Origin of the sequence: Oceanobacillus bengalensis (assembly GCF_003628445.1) — a bacterium.
Classification (GTDB): domain Bacteria; phylum Bacillota; class Bacilli; order Bacillales; family Amphibacillaceae; genus Oceanobacillus; species Oceanobacillus bengalensis.
This window is the reverse complement of sequence record NZ_RBZO01000003.1, coordinates 174,527-192,968: the sequence shown is the minus strand read 5'-3', so window position 1 is coordinate 192,968 and position 18,442 is coordinate 174,527. Positions and strand designations below refer to the sequence as shown.

The 18,442-nt window shown below is 36.7% G+C and carries 16 protein-coding genes; 13 read left to right on the top strand and 3 right to left on the bottom strand.

Annotated features, from left to right (window positions below):
- Window positions 1-239 precede the first annotated feature (239 nt).
- Complete coding sequence (gene sspI, locus D8M05_RS03640; RefSeq protein ID WP_121128743.1) at window positions 240-461, bottom strand: small acid-soluble spore protein SspI; 222 nt, start codon at window positions 459-461, stop codon at window positions 240-242.
- Between the two features lie 145 nt (window positions 462-606).
- Between sspI and D8M05_RS03635 the strand changes: the two genes are divergently transcribed.
- The 3 genes from D8M05_RS03635 (at window position 607) to pheT (ending at window position 5,268) form a co-directional block, all read left to right on the top strand.
- Window positions 607-1,344, top strand: coding sequence for a TrmH family RNA methyltransferase (locus D8M05_RS03635; protein WP_121128741.1), 738 nt, complete (start codon window positions 607-609; stop codon window positions 1,342-1,344).
- Window positions 1,345-1,790: 446 nt separating this feature from the next.
- Window positions 1,791-2,825, top strand: a complete 1,035-nt coding sequence (gene pheS / locus D8M05_RS03630; RefSeq protein WP_121128739.1) for a phenylalanine--tRNA ligase subunit alpha — start codon at window positions 1,791-1,793, stop codon at window positions 2,823-2,825.
- Window positions 2,826-2,841: 16 nt separating this feature from the next.
- Complete coding sequence (gene pheT, locus D8M05_RS03625) at window positions 2,842-5,268, top strand: phenylalanine--tRNA ligase subunit beta (RefSeq protein ID WP_121128736.1); 2,427 nt, start codon at window positions 2,842-2,844, stop codon at window positions 5,266-5,268.
- A 617-nt stretch (window positions 5,269-5,885) separates the two neighbouring features.
- Here pheT and rnhC read toward each other — a convergent pair.
- Window positions 5,886-6,818 (bottom strand): ribonuclease HIII, encoded by a 933-nt coding sequence (gene rnhC / locus D8M05_RS03620; RefSeq protein ID WP_121128735.1) that lies wholly within the window; start codon window positions 6,816-6,818, stop codon window positions 5,886-5,888.
- A gap of 141 nt (window positions 6,819-6,959) precedes the next feature.
- Between rnhC and zapA the strand changes: the two genes are divergently transcribed.
- The 10 genes from zapA to D8M05_RS03570 all read left to right on the top strand — a co-directional run bounded on the left by zapA (window position 6,960) and on the right by D8M05_RS03570 (window position 17,921).
- Window positions 6,960-7,226, top strand: a complete 267-nt coding sequence (zapA, locus tag D8M05_RS03615; RefSeq protein ID WP_121128733.1) for a cell division protein ZapA — start codon at window positions 6,960-6,962, stop codon at window positions 7,224-7,226.
- Window positions 7,227-7,229: 3 nt separating this feature from the next.
- On the top strand, window positions 7,230-7,775 hold the full coding sequence (locus D8M05_RS03610; protein WP_121128731.1) for a CvpA family protein: 546 nt from the start codon (window positions 7,230-7,232) through the stop codon (window positions 7,773-7,775).
- Window positions 7,776-7,901: 126 nt separating this feature from the next.
- Window positions 7,902-9,617 carry a DNA polymerase/3'-5' exonuclease PolX gene (gene polX / locus D8M05_RS03605; RefSeq protein ID WP_121128729.1) on the top strand — a complete coding sequence of 572 codons (1,716 nt, stop codon included), beginning with the start codon at window positions 7,902-7,904 and terminating at the stop codon, window positions 9,615-9,617.
- Between the two features lie 24 nt (window positions 9,618-9,641).
- Window positions 9,642-11,984, top strand: a complete 2,343-nt coding sequence (locus D8M05_RS03600) for an endonuclease MutS2 (RefSeq protein WP_121128727.1) — start codon at window positions 9,642-9,644, stop codon at window positions 11,982-11,984.
- An 86-nt stretch (window positions 11,985-12,070) separates the two neighbouring features.
- Complete coding sequence (locus D8M05_RS03595; protein ID WP_121128725.1) at window positions 12,071-12,478, top strand: DUF350 domain-containing protein; 408 nt, start codon at window positions 12,071-12,073, stop codon at window positions 12,476-12,478.
- Between the two features lie 414 nt (window positions 12,479-12,892).
- Complete coding sequence (locus tag D8M05_RS03590) at window positions 12,893-14,578, top strand: long-chain-fatty-acid--CoA ligase (protein ID WP_121128723.1); 1,686 nt, start codon at window positions 12,893-12,895, stop codon at window positions 14,576-14,578.
- Window positions 14,579-14,694: 116 nt separating this feature from the next.
- Entirely contained in the window at window positions 14,695-15,279 is a 585-nt protein-coding gene (locus tag D8M05_RS03585; protein WP_121128721.1) for a fatty acid metabolism transcriptional regulator FadR, read from the top strand.
- A gap of 55 nt (window positions 15,280-15,334) precedes the next feature.
- Window positions 15,335-16,108, top strand: coding sequence for an enoyl-CoA hydratase (locus D8M05_RS03580; protein WP_121128719.1), 774 nt, complete (start codon window positions 15,335-15,337; stop codon window positions 16,106-16,108).
- Window positions 16,109-16,139: 31 nt separating this feature from the next.
- On the top strand, window positions 16,140-16,913 hold the full coding sequence (locus tag D8M05_RS03575; protein ID WP_121128717.1) for an electron transfer flavoprotein subunit beta/FixA family protein: 774 nt from the start codon (window positions 16,140-16,142) through the stop codon (window positions 16,911-16,913).
- A 30-nt stretch (window positions 16,914-16,943) separates the two neighbouring features.
- A complete protein-coding gene (locus D8M05_RS03570) occupies window positions 16,944-17,921 on the top strand; it encodes an electron transfer flavoprotein subunit alpha/FixB family protein (protein ID WP_121128715.1) in 978 nt (325 codons plus the stop codon).
- A gap of 11 nt (window positions 17,922-17,932) precedes the next feature.
- On the opposite strand, the gene D8M05_RS03565 is transcribed toward D8M05_RS03570, so the two are convergent.
- Window positions 17,933-18,268 carry a hypothetical protein gene (locus D8M05_RS03565; RefSeq protein WP_121128713.1) on the bottom strand — a complete coding sequence of 112 codons (336 nt, stop codon included), beginning with the start codon at window positions 18,266-18,268 and terminating at the stop codon, window positions 17,933-17,935.
- Between the last annotated feature and the right edge of the window lie 174 nt (window positions 18,269-18,442).

The following is an 18,442-nucleotide window of genomic DNA, read 5'->3' as shown; positions in this document are numbered from 1 at the left end:
GATAGGCCTAGGTGAGACTACGTAGTGCCTTAGCACGGAGGAGGCTCACCAGCCGCCCTAAGGTGCGCGAAGTGTGTTTCCGGAACGGCGTGATTAAGCAAATCTCTTTAAATTTACGTCGACATTTTATATCAATAGCGACAAACAATATTAAAAGAAACGAAAAATAGATGCTCCAATGAGGTGAGCATCTATTTTTCATTTTTATTCAAGTGGTAGACGATAGAAAACGAAATCGACTAGTTGCTTGTCGCTTGCTTTACTCCTTGTTCTAATGCTTCAATCATTTCCTGGCGATCTTCGTTATTTGATTGATTCCAAATAAGTTCAAAAAGAACGCCTAATCCAGGAAGCATTTTTTCCTCACCAGCCTGTATTGCATCAACAATCGTTGCTTCTAATTCATTTTGATCGTTGCTTGAAAGGTTGTGTAGTATTGCTTTTCTAATATTTAAGTCCATATATACAGCTCCTTCTATAAACTTTTTAACTAAAGATAGTTTGACCAATTAGGTTAAAAATATGTATGATGGATAATGAAAATAGTGAGGTTTAAAAGGTACGGTAAAATAACGAAATTGAACATATATGAGAAGGATGAACAATATGATTACATCGGTAAAAAATGAAAAGGTAAAAAATTGGAAGAAATTACATAAACGGAAAGAACGTACAAATACAGGTACATTTCTTATAGAGGGCTTTCATTTAGTCGAGGAAGCATGGAAAAGCGATTGGCGCATTAAGGAAATTATTGCAGTAGAGGGGTTGGATTTACCAGAATGGTGCAGGAATCTACCATTAGAAATCGTCAGTGAGCAAGTCTTTCTACAAGTATCACAAACGATGGCACCACAAGGGATTGCAGCAATTGTAGAAATGAAGCCTACCGTAAAGCACACGGGAAACTATCTTTTACTACTTGATTCCATTCAGGATCCTGGTAATTTAGGAACGATTATTCGTACCGCTGATGCTGCTGGTATGGACGGAATAATGTTAGGAAAGGCTACCGTTGATTTATATAACGATAAAGTCATACGTGCTACTCAAGGTTCGATTTTCCATATTCCAATTATGCAAGCAAACTTAATGGATGAGGTAGCTAAATTGAAGAAAGAAAACTATACGATTTGGGCAACTGCTTTAAAGGATGCGAAAAAGTATAATGAGGTAAAAATAGATGAAAAAGTTGCACTAATATTAGGAAATGAAGGGGCAGGAGTAAATCCTGACTTAGTTGCTTTAGCAGACAAAATAGTTACGATTCCCATATATGGTAAGGCTGAATCATTAAATGTCAGTATTGCCGCAGCTATTTTTATGTATTATTTAAAAGGATAGTTGCAACATTTTACCAAAATCTTTATAATGAATTATTATATGTACTAAAAAAAGAAATATTCGAAAGCATTGAAGGAGCATGGGTAACATTATAGAAGCGATTAAGGGAGGAAATGCCTTAGACTGTGAGTATTTCCATCGTTTACATGTTATCATTTCACTCTGGAGCAGACACTTGGACCTTATTGCGAAAGCGTAAGCGCCCGTTTAGCGACGTATGGACTGCGCCCACGTAGTTTGTGGGTGGTTCGATTTAACACGGGAGCTGTAGCTGGATGACAAAAGCGTAAGTAAAGGTGTTCCGGAATTATTCCGTTATCTAAAGCTAAAGTTGGGCATATTTTTCATTGTGCCAACAAGGGTGGTACCGCGAAACAAAGTCCTCGTCCCTTTTTGGGAGAGGGCTTTTTTTAATGAAAAAATAATGTTTAGGAGGAATAAGAAAGATGAAAGAGCAGTTAGAAGCAATTCGTAGTGAAGCATTAGACAAAATCGTTCAAGTTGAAGATATTAAAGTGCTTCAAGAAATTCGTGTTACATATTTAGGGAAAAAAGGTTCATTAACAAGCGTACTAAAAGGGATGGGAAAGCTTTCTAAAGAGGAACGGCCAGTAATTGGTGAAATTGCAAATAAAGTTAGAGATGCTATTACAACTGCGCTAAATGAAAAAATCCAAAAATTAGAAGAAGCAGCATTGGAAAAACAATTAAATCAAGAAACCATTGATGTAACGCTTCCTGGAAGACCAGTAAATGTTGGTGGAGCACATCTTCTTACAAGTATCGTGGAAGAAATTGAAGATTTATTTATTGGTATGGGCTACGAAGTTCGTGAAGGCCCTGAAGTAGAAACAGATTATTATAACTTCGAAGCACTGAATTTGCCACAGAATCACCCAGCTAGAGATATGCAAGATACATTCTATATTACGAATGAATTATTATTACGCACGCATACATCACCAGTTCAAGCTCGTACGATGTTGGAATATAAAGGCGAGAAGCCTTTCAAGATGATTTGTCCTGGTAAGGTGTATCGTCGTGACACGGATGATGCAACACACTCTCATCAATTTAGGCAAATTGAAGGTCTTTATGTAGATGAGAATGTACGCATGAGTGATCTAAAAGGTACGTTGGATAAATTTGCGAAAAAAATGTTCGGGGAAGACCGTAATATAAGGCTTCGTCCAAGTTTCTTCCCATTTACAGAACCATCTGTTGAAATGGATATTTCTTGTAAAGTGTGTCATGGGGAAGGCTGCAATGTATGTAAAGGTACTGGCTGGATTGAAATTTTAGGTGGCGGAATGGTACATCCAAAGGTACTTGAAATGGCTGGTTATGATCCAAAAGTCTATTCTGGCTTTGCGTTTGGAATGGGAACGGAGAGAATTGCCATGCTGAAATACGGTGTTAGTGACATCCGTGCTTTTTATACAAACGACGTACGATTCTTAAAACAATTTCATCAGGCATAAGGAGGAGCAAGAATAAATGTTAGTATCATATAATTGGTTAAAAAAATACGTTGATCTTGGAGAAATTACTCCAGAAGAACTTGCAGATAAAATTACAAAATCAGGTATTGAAGTAGAAAGTGTAGATTTTTTTGCTGAAAAAAGCACTAATGTTGTTGTAGGGTATGTTGCATCTTGTGAAAAACATCCTGATGCAGATAAATTAAACCTATGCCAAGTTGATGTAGGAGAGGAAACGTTACAGATTATATGCGGAGCACCGAACGTTCGACAAGGTCAGAAAGTAGCTGTTGCTAAACCAGGTGCAAAACTTCCAGGTGGTATGAAAATTAAAAAAGTTAAATTACGTGGAGTTGAGTCGAATGGCATGATTTGCTCATTACAAGAACTTGGTGTGGATGAAAAGTATATTCCTACAGATATTGCGACAGGTATTTTCGTTTTTCCAGAAGATACTCCTGTAGGCGAAAGTGTTATTCCATACCTAAATCTAGATGACGCAATCTTAGAACTAGATATTTTAGCAAATAGAGCTGATGCAATGAGTATGCTTGGGGTTGCCTATGAAGTAGGAGCAATTCTCGGTAAAGATATTCATTTTCCGGATGAATCAGTCACTGTTGAGGAGACAATGGCAGAAGAGCATATTTCAGTCGAAGTCGATGCTCCTGATCTCAATCCGTATTACGGTGCATTTGTAATTAAAGACGTGGAAATTAAAGCCTCACCATTATGGATGCGGAATGCTTTAATTGCTGCAGGGATTCGTCCAATTAACAATGTTGTTGACATTACTAATTATGTTTTACTTGAGTATGGTCAACCACTACATGCATTTGACTATGATCGATTTAATTCAGACAAGATTGTTGTTCGTCGTGCAGACGCTGGGGAAAAAATAATCACCTTAGATGAGCAAGAAAGAACATTGGACGAGGAAATGCTCGTTATTACAAATGGTAAAGAAGCGACAGCAATTGCAGGTGTTATGGGTGGTGCAAACACGGAAGTAATTGATGAGACGAAGAATGTTTTACTAGAAGCTGCTTACTTTGATGGAGGTTCCATTCGGAAAACAGTTAAAGCAACAGGACTACGTAGTGAATCTAGTTCTAGATACGAAAAAGGTATTGACCCGAATCGTGTGAAAAAAGCAGGGATGCGTGCCTGTCACTTATTGCAAAAGTATGCAAATGGTAAAGTACTGTCAGGTGTCGTTAAATTTGATAAACTTGACCGTTCAGAGAAGTCTGTTGAAGTGAATGTTGGTAAAATTAATGGACGTCTTGGTACAGAAATTTCAGCAGAAGAAATTGCAAAAATCCTTCACCGTTTAAAATTTAATTTCGAGCAAAGTAATGATACATTTACTGTAACTGTTCCAACACGACGTGGAGACATTAGCATTTTTGAAGATATGTTAGAAGAGGTTGCACGAATTTACGGCTATGATCAATTACCGTATACATTACCCGCTGGGTCAAATCAAGCAGGTGGTCTAACAGTACGTCAAACGTTAAAGAGAAAAGTTAAACAATATATGGAAAATGTTGGTCTAATGGAGACTCTTACTTATTCACTTACAAATGAAGCGAATGTACAGCGATTAGTAAGTCCAGAAATTCAAGCATTACAACCTGTTCCTGTTTCCCTTCATATGCCGATGAGTGAAGATCATAAATACCTGCGCTTAAGTATTTTGCCAGAGATGCTACGTTCGCTATCCTACAATACTGCAAGAAACCAGAGCGATCTTGCATACTATGAACTTGGGGCTGTATTTGTTAGTGATGAAGAGAAATTAACTAAACAACCTTCTGAACAGTTGCGCTTGGTAAGTGCTTTAACTGGTAAATGGGTAGAACATCCTTGGCAACAAGAAATGAAAGAAGTCGATTTTTATGTTGTAAAAGGTATTTTAGAAGGGTTATTTCATTTCCTTGAACTACCTGTTTCGTTTAATCGTGGAAAAGTTGACGGAATGCATCCAGGAAGAACGGCTACACTAGCCATCGATGGGAAAACAGTTGGTTTTGTTGGTCAATTACACCCAAGCCTAGCAAAAGAATTAGATTTAAAAGAGACATATGTATTTGATGTGAATATCGATGCAGTGTTTGCGGCTTTTGAAGATATTCCGCAGTATTCTGACATTCCAAAGTATCCATCTGTTTCAAGAGATATTGCCTTTATTTTAGACCAAGAAGTATTGTCAGGAGACGTGAAGCAGGTAATTGAAGAAGTCGGTTCTCCACTCGTTAAACATGTTCAAATTTTTGATGTATATCAAGGAGAAAATGTCGAAGAAGGTAAAAAATCAATTGCATATCGTTTGCTTTACCAGGATCCAAATAAGACATTGAAGGATGAAGAGGTAGAAGCATCTTATAAGCATATAGTTGAGATGGTAAATAGTAAGTTTAATGCTTATGTCCGCTCGTAAATAACAAAACACACGGGATTCGACTCTGAATCTCGTGTGTTTTTAGCTGTAGGCTGTTTTTCTAAAATATTGCTGTTATAAAATTTACTATTTGTATAAAGTGTTGATTTCTTTAATTAAGTATAGTTTAGCGCTCGCTTACACTTATTAATGTTATGTGCTGCAATTCGCTGCGGCAGAATGCTTCGCGGACCTTAGGGCACGGCCTCAGCCCTCCTCGGAAGAAGACCACTTCCTGTGGGGTCTTCAGACACGTGCTATTCCCGCAGGAGTCTACGCATTCTGCCTCCGCTATGTAAAGTGTCTAGATGTTATTAAAGCTATCGAACATAAAATTACGTTCTGGGCAGTCTTTCCTCGCAAAAGCAGCCTTTTTTTAGTGGAAATCAAGTAGAGCAGGAGCTTAGTGGAGGAAAGACACGAAGACTCCTACGGGAGGACAGGCCTAGGTGAGACTGCGTAGTGCGTTAGCACGGAGGAGGCTCACCAGCCGCCCGTGGAAAGCGAAGTGTCTTTCCGGAACGGAGTGCTTAAAAAAACTCTGAATTAAATAAGTCCACTATTTACATCAACTGTTAAGTATAAAAAGCAACAAATAATACGAAAATAGCTTTAGTTTACATATATTTCTCTGCTTTTTTCGTATTTGCAAAGTGAACTTTTGCACAGGTTGATAGGGCAGAGGCGCCTTTTTCTCGAATAACTTTTGCAATTGTTTGGTCTACTTTTTTGGAGGCTCCTTTTGGTAATTCAATTCCCAACACGTCTGATAACTTATCCATCTCATTAACAAAACTTGTTCTTGCTATAATCGAAGCAGCAGCAACAGCTATAGAGTAACTTTCTGCCTTTGTCATAAAAAAGGTCTTTTCAGGAATTGATTTATTCTCTGTACGAAGATGTTTCTGGTAGACAGTAGGCTCACAGAATTGATCAACTAGAATTCCATCAAGTGGAGCATTTCCAATTTTCTTCTTCACATGATTAATTGCAGTATGGTGGAGCATTGCCTTCATTTTCCCCTGTGACCAGCCCTTTTTTTGAACGTTATTGTATTTTTCATTATGTAAAATAACGAGGGAGTATGGTAATTTCAGTTTTACAATTTCTTTTGAAAGTTTTTTAATCATTGGGTCTGTTAGGTTTTTGGAATCCTTTATTCCCATTTCTTTTAATAATTGAATTTGTTCCTGTTTTACATAGACTGCACCAACCGTTATTGGTCCAAAGTAATCTCCAGTACCTGCTTCATCAGAGCCAATATGATTACTTGTAAATAAAGTAGTAGAAGGGGTATAGACGGTTGCTTTGTTTTGCTTCTTGGGTTTCTCCGAGCTTGTTGGACCAGATGACACTCCCCATCTCCCTGCTTCTACCTCTGGAGAACTTCCTTGAAAAAGGACTTTACCAGACTTATATGCTGTAATTACTGCATTTTCAGTTTTTGCACGAAATATTGCTCCTGGTGGGGTGCTTAAAATGGATGATTGATACACAGGCATCATTTGATTAATTTTTTCTATCGTATATTTATTAACTATTTGTCCCATTTGAACGCTCCAATCACTCTTTAGTACGTATATTCTCTATTGACTATAACAAAATACATCATTGATTGAAATACTACTTTTTAAAACACCAACTTCGTGTTAAGATAAAATGTAGAATTCGTAGGCGGGGGGCTTTTTTAGGTGACCGAGGGGAAGAAGGACCGTGTAACGGTAGAAATACATAATCGAACATATACCATTAAAGGTGACGAGGAATCTTCAAGTCACATGCGCTTAGTAGCTAGTCTTGTAGATCAGAAAATGAAAGAAATTCAAGGTTCCAATCGACATCTTGATACTGCAAGTCTAGCAGTGTTAACCGCGTTAAATACGATGAACGACTATTTAAAATTAAAAGAGGATTATGCTACATTGTTAGGTTCGATGAGAAGGAAAGAGGACAAATAGATTATGTTTAATATGTTATTAATCGTTATCCTTATTTTTGGTTTCTTAGTTGGATTAAAAAGAGGATTTATTCTACAACTTTTACATTTGATTGGATTTATTGTTGCATTCATTGTTGCACGAATGTATTATGCTGAGTTAGGTCAAAAACTTGAAATGTGGATTCCATATCCAGAGCTACAAGATGAAAGTGCTTGGGCACAGTTTTTACAAAATTTACCATTAGAATTGGCATTTTATAATGCTATTGCATTTGCAGTCATATTTTTCGGCACAAAAATCATCTTGCAAATTGTTGCATCCATGCTTGATTTTGTTGCTTCAATTCCAATCATTCGCTCTGTAAATAAGCTACTTGGTGCTGTGTTAGGTTTTATTGAAGTGTACTTACTTCTTTTTATCGTTTTATACATATTGGCACTCACACCATTGATGCAAATTCAAGAATGGATTAATGGTTCATCAGTTGCTTTGTATATATTAGAACAGACACCATATTTCTCTGAAAGTATTTTTGATTTATGGTTTAATTACATGAGTGAACAATAAGATTCATGGTTGACTGGTTCATCTTACTCGTTATACGGTTGTATGTCAGGTACAATAGATATAATGAAAAGGAATCAGTCTTTTTTTGCTGATAGGAAAGCAAATAGTACTAAAGTAGGTGGTTAAATGTCAATAAATAAAAAAGATATTATTAAATTATTAGAGAATATTGCTGTATATTTAGAACTAAAAGGAGAAAATTCTTTTAAAATATCAGCGTATAGGAGAGCAGCACAAGCACTAGAACGTGACGAACGATCCTTATCTGAGATTGATGATTTTACGAAGATTAAAGGAGTTGGTAAGGGTACAAGTAGTGTTATTACTGAATATATTGAGAACGGTAAATCAGAGGTCCTCGAGCAATTAACAGAAGAGGTTCCTAATGGACTGATCCCACTCTTGAGATTACCAGGCTTAGGTGGGAAGAAGTTAGCTAAACTCTATCAAGAATTAAACGTTACGGATGCAGAAACGTTAAAAACTGCTTGTGAAAGTGGTTCGGTGGAAGGGTTAGCTGGATTCGGAAAGAAGACAGCTGAAAAGATACTCCAAGCATTAGAAGAAGCAGGTAAACGTCCTGAGCGGCTGCCGATTTCGAGTGTTATTCCTGTTGCTGAAAAAATAGAAGATTATATTCGCAAAATGAATGGTGTAGTAAACTATTCTCAAGCAGGTAGCTTGAGAAGAATGCGTGAAAGTATTAAAGATATTGATTTCATTATTGCTACAAATCAACCAGCAGCCGTACGTGAACAACTACTTGAAATACCCAATATAAAAGATGTTATTGCTAAAGGTGATACGAAGGTATCTATCACGCTTGCTGGCGAATACGACATCAATGTTGATTTCAGATTGGTCTCGGAAGAAGAATTTGTAACAACATTACATCATTTTACTGGGTCGAAGGATCATAATGTTGCAATGCGCAAGCTGGCTAAATCACGTGGCGAGAAAATAAGTGAATATGGTGTCGAAATAGAGGAAACGAATGAAATTTTAACTTTTACAAGTGAACAGGAGTTTTTCAGCCATTTTGGATTAAACTTTATTCCGCCAGAAGCAAGAGAAAATACTGGTGAAGTGGAAGCTTTTCAATCTGAACAACCGTTTATCGATCTAAGCGATATCCAGGGTGATTTACATATGCATACAACTTGGAGTGATGGGGCGCAATCATTAGAAGAGATGGTAAGCAGGGTCAGGGAAAAGGGCTATCAATACATGGCAATCACCGACCATTCTAAAAATTTAAAGGTTGCAAATGGCTTAGATGAAGAAAGATTAATGAAGCAACGCGCGGAGATTGCTGCATTGAATAAGAAGTTTCATGATTTTCATATTTTCGCTGGTGTAGAGATGGATATTTTACCTGATGGAAGTTTAGACTTTGCAGATGATTTTTTACAAGAAATGGATTATGTAATTGCTGCAATTCATTCTAGTTTTAATCAAACAGAAGAGCAAATTATGAACCGCTTATATACTGCACTTGAAAATCCAAATGTATCTTTGATTGCTCACCCTACTGGAAGGTTGATTGGTAGACGCGTTGGTTATAAAGTAAATATGGAGAAGCTAATAGAAAAAGCAAAGGAAACAAATACAGCATTAGAAATTAATGCAAATCCGAATCGTTTGGATTTATCTAGCGAATGGGCAAGAAAAGCACAAGAGGCGGGTGTTTTGCTTTCCATTAATACGGATGCACATAATTATCATATGTTGGAGCATATGAAGTATGGCGTTCAAACTTCGAGAAGAGGCTGGATTAGAAAGGATACAGTTATCAATACCTGGCCACTCGAAAAACTGATGAAATATTTTAAGTCGAAATAAATTGCTTTGAAGGAGTAAAAAATCATGAACGAACGAGTTCTTCGTGTACTTGAATTTAATAAAATTATAGAGTTGCTTGTTGGACATGCCGCAACTTCGATTGGAAAAGACTTTGCATCAAATTTAAAACCTAAACCTGAAATTAATGAAGTAATCCAGTTACAAAAGGAAACAGATGAAGCGGCGCAAATCATTCGTCTCAATAAAGCAATACCATTAGGCGGTGTTACGGATATTCGTGCAAGTCTTAAACGGAGTGTAATTGGTGGTGTTTTATCAACAGAAGAATGTCTTGATGTTGCGAATACAATTTATGGTGGTAGACAGGTAAAAGTTTTTATTGGCAATTTAGAAGATGAACTACCTATTTTAAAAGGACTAGTAGAACGGATTACTTCACTTCGAGATCTCGAACAGCAAATCAAGAGTTGTATTGATGATCATGGTCATGTGATGGATAGTGCTTCGCAAAAGTTACGTAGTCTCCGTTCCACGATACGCACATTAGAAGCAAGGGTTCGTGAAAAATTAGAAGGATATACGAGAACCAACAGTAAAATGTTGTCTGATGCTATTGTGACGATACGTAATGATCGTTATGTTTTACCGGTGAAACAGGAGTATCGAGGAGCAATTGGTGGAATTGTACATGATCAATCCGCTTCTGGACAAACCCTTTTTATGGAGCCCAAAGCAGTCGTTGAATTAAATAATCAATTACAAGAAGCAGCAATTAAAGAGAAACAAGAAATTGAGCGGATATTAAAGGAATTAAGTGGATTAATTGCTGCTGAAGAAATTTCTCTGTATGAAAACGTAACCGTACTTGCTCAGATTGACTTTATGAATGCAAGGGCGTTATTAGGAAGTCAAATGAAAGCGACCATGCCACTTATGAATGATAAGGGAATCATAAAAATGAAACAAGCCCGTCACCCATTGATTTCTGCCGATGAAGTAGTAGCAAACGATGTCGAGATCGGGAAGGACTATACATCAATTGTTATTACTGGACCAAATACAGGTGGGAAAACTGTCACATTAAAAATGGTTGGTTTATGTACGTTAATGGCACAATCAGGGCTTCAAGTGCCTGCATTAGATGGTTGTGAACTTGCTGTTTTTAAAGAAGTATTTGCAGATATTGGGGATGAGCAATCAATCGAGCAAAACCTAAGTACGTTTTCTTCTCATATGACAAATATTGTGGATATTATGAAGCATGTAGATGATAAATCACTCGTATTATTTGATGAATTGGGCTCAGGTACAGATCCTGGTGAGGGTGCAGCATTAGCAATGTCCATACTGGATGAAGTTGTTGGTAGGGATGCACGTGTTATTGCAACTACACACTACCCTGAATTAAAAGCTTACGGATACAACCGCGACAATGTTATCAATGCTTCTGTTGAGTTTGATGTTGAGACTTTACAGCCGACCTATCGACTCTTAATTGGGATACCTGGTCGAAGTAATGCCTTTGAAATATCGAAACGCTTAGGATTAAATGAAGGTATTATCGAAAGAGCAAAAGGACTTATTGGTGTTGATTCAAAAAGTGTAGAAAATATGATTGCTTCGCTTGAAAACTCCCAAATTAGTGCTGAAAAAGAATATGAAAAAGCACATGAGATCTTACTAGAAAGTGAAAAGGTTCGAGCGGATTTGGAAAGAGAATGGAACGAGTTGCAGAATAAACGTGAAGCGTTATATAAAAAGGCGGAAGAAAAGGCTGAAAAAGCTATTAATAGAGCCCGAGAAGAAGCAGAGGCTATAGTTGAAACGGTTAGAAAGATGAAATCGAATGTTACGATTAAGGAACATGAATGGATTGAAGCGAAAAAACTTTTACAAGATGCAAAGCCAAACCTTTCTTCTAAAAAGGAAAAGAGCATGCAGCAGCAAACAAAAGAAAAGAATGCCTTAAAGCCTGGGGATGAAATTAAATTACTTACCGTCAATCAAAAAGGTGAAGTGTTAGAAAAAGTTAGTGATAAGGAATATTTGGTACAGGTTGGAATTATGAAGGTAAAGGTTAAACGTGAGGACCTTCAATTACTAGGAAAACAGAAACAGACCTTTGAAAAACCAATTACAACAATAAAAGGTTCCGATTATCATGTTAAAACAGAACTGGATCTAAGAGGAGAACGTTTTGAGGATGCGTTACTAAAGTTGGAGAAATATATTGACGATAGCTTACTTGCAGGGTATCCACGAGTTTCTGTTATCCATGGAAAGGGGACAGGTGCTTTACGTAAAGGTGTGCAAGAGTTTGTAAAAAGACATCCAAGCATCGCTTCATCAAGACCTGGTGCAAATGGAGAAGGTGGAAGTGGTGTGACGGTAATCGAATTTCGATAGTGTCTGTATTGTGTCTTAAAATAGTCTATTGAAAAAAGAAATACTTGGATGCGATAGATTGAATAGGTTGTGAGAGGAGGTTGATTATGGAAACATTTTGGGAGAATATCATCGTAATTACAGCAGCTAGGTACAGTGTTGTCGTGCTTTGTACGTTAGTTTTCCTTTCCTTGTTTGAGGTTGTTACATCATACAGTAACTGGGAAGAGATAAAGAAAGGGAACTTCTCAGTTGCCATGGCGACAGGCGGTAAGTTATTCGGAATAGCTACTATTTTTCGATATTCGATCGAACATAATGATACGATTCTCCAGAGTGTTGGCTGGGGAGCTTTTGGATTTATACTACTATTAATCGCATATTTTATATTTGAGTTCTTAACACCAAACATTAATGTTGACGAAGAAATAGGCAAAGGTAATATCGCTGTAGGGTTCATTTCAATGATGATATCAATCGGGCTATCATTTGTTATTGGTGCAAGTATTGGATAGGGGGAGACAAAGTGGTATTTGAAAGGTTAGCAAAAATACTTATTGTGGTAGCGATCATTTTTATGATTGCAGGGGTTCTGTATTTCTTGTAACTATGATTTAAGCTGTTTTCTGTAAATTTGTTTTTAAAATAATAGATATAAACTGTGAGGTAAGTGCACGTTGATTTCCGTTCTGGGCAGTAACCGCACCTTAGGTCAAAAGCGGATTGTATTGCCGGAACGGTGGGTTTATGCATATTTCAAGTTACCTCACAGATCATATCAACTGTAAAGGAATACCGGCGAAGTTTCTGAAAAGAACAAGATTAATAGAAAAAATTGTATTTTAAATTTTTTTAAGAAAAGATGGCGTAATATTTCTAAAAATACAAATTTATATGTATAATGATAATAATACAAAGGAGGAGAGTCGATGAAGAATAAAAAGTGGCATGCGCATTATCCTAGTGAAATTCCAGCATCAATACCATATTTAGAAAAACCCTTACATGCATTTTTAGAAGAAAGTGCTGTAAAGTACAGGGATGAAAAAGCACTTCACTTCATGGGGAAAGAAATGACCTACGGGGAACTATTCAATCAATCCAAAAAAATGGCAAATTATTTACAATCACTTGGTTTAGAAAAAGGAGATAAGGTTGCAATCATGCTTCCAAATTGTCCACAGTCTGTGATCACTTATTATGGAACATTACTAGCAGGGGGAATTGTTGTTCAAACAAATCCGCTATACACTGAGAGGGAGTTAGAATTTCAACTGTTAGATTCAGAGTCTAAATTCATTATATGTTTGGACATTTTATTGCCAAGAGTAAAGAACGTACGTGACCGGACAAATGTTGAACATACAATTGTTACAGGGATCAAAGATTATTTGCCATTCCCCAAAAATTTAATTTATCCATTTATTCAAAAGCGTGAATATAATATGGTTGTAAAGGTGGAGCAAACAAATAATACGCATGTTTGGAATCGTATTATGATAAATGCTTCAAACGAGTATTTAGAGGTAGAGGTTAATCCGAAAGAAGATTTGGCTCTATTACAGTATACAGGGGGAACGACTGGAAATCCCAAAGGTGTTATGCTAACGCATTATAATCTGGTTGCGAATGTGCAAATGTGTGAAGCATGGTTGTATAAAACAAAGGAATCAAGGCAATCGGTCTTAGCGGTACTTCCATTTTTCCATGTATATGGGATGACAACGGTTATGAACTTCTCTGTACTACAAGGTTCAAAGATGATCCTTATGCCGAAGTTTAATCCAAATGACGTTTTGAAAACGATTTCAAAACAGAAGCCAACCCTATTCCCAGGGGCACCTACTATATATATTGGTCTACTAAATCACCCTGATTTAAACAAGTATGATCTTTCCTCAATTGAAGCCTGCATCAGTGGTTCTGCTCCATTACCAACGGAGGTGCAAGAGCAGTTTGAAAGAGTAACAGGTGGTAGATTAGTAGAAGGGTACGGTCTAACAGAATCAGCCCCAGTAACACATGCAAACTTTGTATGGGAAAAGCGGGTAAATGGAAGTATAGGTGTTCCGTGGCCGGATACAGATGCTAAAATATTTATTATGGATTCGGATATGGAAGAAGCGGAAATAGGAGAGGTTGGAGAAATAGCTGTTAAAGGGCCTCAAATTATGAAAGGTTATTGGAATAATCCAGAAGAAACGGAACAAGTATTAAAGGATGGTTGGTTATTCACAGGGGATCTTGGGTATGTAGATGAAGATGGATATTTTTATGTTGTTGATCGTAGAAAAGACATGATTATTGCAGGAGGATATAATATTTATCCGCGTGAAGTGGAAGAAGTGTTATATGAACACGAAGCAATTCAAGAGGCTGTTGTAGCCGGTATTCCAGATCCATATCGTGGTGAGACTGTAAAAGCATATATTGTTTTAAAAGAAGGGAAATTCGTTAACGAAGAAGAACTGAATACGTATTGTAGGAAGCACCTAGCTGCATATAAAGTCCCAAGGATATATGAATTCAAGAATGAATTACCAAAAACAGCTGTAGGGAAAATCCTTAGAAGAACGTTGGTAGAGGAAGAAAAAGAAAAAACAACATCCATTTAATATTTTTTTTAATATAAATTTGGACAAGTATTTACTTGACAGAGGTTATACTTCTCATATACTATAAATTTATGAATGATGATTCATTCATTTGTGGAGAAGCTAAGGAGAAGAAAATGAAAAATAATAGACCGAAATATCATCAAATCATAGAAGCAGCCGTTAGAGTAATTGCTGAAAATGGGTATCACGGCTCCCAAGTATCTAAAATTGCAAAAGCAGCAGGTGTGGCAGATGGAACCATTTATCTTTATTTTAAAAACAAAGAAGATATTTTAGTAACCGTTTTTAAAGAGAAGATGGGACAATTTATAAAAAAAATTGTTGAGGAGACAAATAAAAAGAATTCAGCTTCAGAAAAATTGTTAACATTAATTGAAATGCACATAAGGCAACTTTCAGATAATCATTACTTAGCAATTGTAACACAGTTAGAGTTAAGACAATCTAATTACCAACTACGTTTACAAATAAATATGATATTAAAACCCTATTTAACTGTTATCGACGATATTGTAAAAGAAGGTATAAAAGAGAACTTGTTCCAAGAGAATTTAAAGATTCCACTTGTAAGACAAATGATTTTTGGAACAATCGATGAAGTAGTGACGAATTGGGTAATGAAAGAGTGTAAGTATGATTTATTAGAAGAAGTTCCACAAGTGCATGCATTATTATTGGATGGAATTTCTAAAAGATAATTATTAGTTTGAATTTTTTAGATTTTCTATTACAATAGAAAAGAGGGGGGAGTAAATGGAAACAATTACATTTGATGAAAAAAATAATGTCGCTTATCTAACGATAACAAGCCCACCAGCCAATGCTTTATCTAGTAAACTAATCAATGCGTTAGATGAGCAACTTGATAGGATTGAGAAAGAAGATGCTGTTAAGGCAATTGTTCTTAAAGGTGAGGGTAGATTCTTCTCTGCGGGTGCAGATATTAAAGAATTTACTTCACTAAGACATGAAGTGGATTATCAAGTACTATCGGAAAGTGGACAAGCAGTATTTAACAAATTGGAAAACTTCCCTATTCCAGTTATTGCTGCAATTCATGGTGCTGCATTAGGCGGAGGGTTAGAACTGGCAATGGCATGCCATATCCGTCTTGCTACAGAACACGCTAAGTTAGGATTACCAGAAATTACACTGGGTATCATTCCTGGTTTTGCTGGTACACAAAGGCTGCCGCGTTATGTAGGCGCTGCCAAAGCGTATGAAATGATGCTCTCAGGTAAGCCAATCACTGGTAAAGAGGCATATAACCTTGGCCTTGTTAATAGAATAGTAAATGAAGAAGAACTAAATGATGAATCTACGAAACTAGCAGAAAATATAGCACGAATGAGTAAGCCGGCGATAAAGCATATTATGCATTTAGTATTATTAGCAAAAAACGAACCTCTCGAAAAAGGCGTGAAGGAAGAAGCAAAAGCCTTTCGGGCAATTTTCGGTTCAGAAGATGCGAAGGAAGGAATTCAAGCTTTTCTTGAAAAGCGGGAGCCCAACTTCAAGGATAAATAAGAAGCAATTAATTGAATAAGGAGGAAATTAGATGAACATTTATGTGCTACTAAAAAAGACATTTGATACAGAGGAAAAGATTGTCGTGACAAATGGGCAAATTGAAGATGATGCAGCTGAGTTTATTATTAATCCATATGATGAATATGCTGTTGAGGAAGCAATAAAGCAACGTGATGAGCATGGTGGAGAGGTTACCGTTGTAACAATTGGTGATGAAGACTCTGAGAAACAGCTTCGTACCGCTTTAGCGATGGGTGCTGATAAAGCAGTATTAATAAATATTGAAGATGACCTAGAAGATGGAGATCAGTATTCTACATCAAAAATACTTGAGGCTTTCTTTGACGACAAGGAAGCGGATTTAATTTTAGCTGGAAATGTTGCGATTGATGAAGCAAGTGGACAGGTAGGCCCTCGTCTAGCTGAATTATTGGAAATACCATACGTAACAACGATTACTAGTTTGAAAATAGATGGTGACACTGCTGAGGTTGAAAAAGATGTAGAAGGGGATGTTGAAGTAATTGAAGTGAGCCTACCATTACTTGTAACATGTCAACAAGGTTTAAATGAACCGCGTTACCCATCTTTACCTGGAATTATGAAGGCGAAGAAAAAACCATTAGATGAATTGGAATTAGATGATTTAGATATAGACGAAGATGATGTTGAAGCGAAAACTAGAACCATCGAAATCTTCTTACCAAAAGAAAAAGCTGCAGGAAGAGTGCTAGAAGGCGATGTTCAAGATCAGGTCAAAGAATTAGTATCCTTACTTAAAAATGAAGCGAAAGTACTTTAGGGCAGCAAATTATAGAGAGGAGAGATTAGTATGAGTGAAAAAATATTAGTTGTTGCAGAAACGAAAGACGGAGAACTTCGTAATGTTTCATTTGAAGCGATTGCGGCTGCTAGAAAAATAAATGCAGGTGGGGAAATTGTTGGTGTTATTTGTGCGGCTGAAGATGCAAATGATTTGGCACAAGAGTTAATTTACTATGGTGCGGATCGTGTGGTTACCGTTCAACACGACAATTTGAAATCGTATACATCAGAAGGTTTTGGGCAAGCGATACTTAAAGTTGTCGATGAAGAATCACCTGACGGAATAATTATGGGGCATACATCGATAGGTAAGGACTTGTCACCTAAACTCGCAAGTAAATTAAATACTGGGCTTGTATCAGATGCTGTAGATGTTGAGCTAGTTGGTGACCAGGTTGTATTTACAAGACCAATATACTCTGGTAAGGCGTTTGAAAAGAAAATTATTACAAGTGGAATTTCTTTTGTGACCATTAGACCGAATAATATTTCAACGCTTGAACGTGATGAAACACGTACAGGAGATGTTGCTAGTATTGATGTGGATGTAAAGGATTTAAGAACGGTTATAAAAGAGGTTGTACGCAAAACCTCAGAAGGCGTTGATTTATCGGAGGCGAAGGTTGTCATCGCTGGAGGACGTGGTGTTAAGAGTGCTGACGGCTTCAAGCCTTTGTATGAGTTAGCTGAAGTGTTAGGTGGAGCGGTTGGTGCTTCCCGCGGTGCATGTGATGCAGATTACTGTGATTACTCTTTACAAATTGGGCAAACAGGAAAAGTTGTAACTCCTGATCTTTATATAGCAGTAGGTATATCTGGTGCAATCCAACATCTTGCTGGTATGTCAAATTCAAAAGTAATTGTTGCAATAAATAAGGATGCTGATTCGAACATATTTAATGTTGCCGATTACGGTATTGTAGGGGACTTATTTGAAGTTATCCCAATGCTGATTGAAGAATTCAAAAAAGTTGCAGTAAGTTAATATACAGATGCCTAATCTTTTGATTGGGCATCTTGTTTTTGGAGCTTTATGTAAATTTGGTTGCTTTTCCTCGCAGTTGATATAAACTGTGAGGTAACAATAATTTGGGGAATTTTCTTGAGAGAGCTTATCAAGTTCATTTGAAGAGGGTTTTGCTCTATTTCAATCTTGAGAAGGCTTATCAAGTTCATTTGAAGAGAATTTTGCTTTATTTTAATCTTGAGAGAGCTTATCAAGTTCATTTGAAGAGAATTTTGCTCAATTTTAATCTTGAGAAGGCTTATCAAGTTCATTTCATGAGGGTTTTGCTCTATTTCATTCTTGATAGCTTCGTTGAGTATTGGCATTCATAATTCTTTATTGATCTTGAGAGTACAAGCAAGTTATTTTTTTAAGTTCGATGTTACCTCGCAGTTTATATCTTTTATCACAAAAACAACAACTTATATAAATATTAGATTGAAATTTATATAATGTAAGATACTAAAAAGAGAATAAGCAAACTATTAGGAAGTATATCT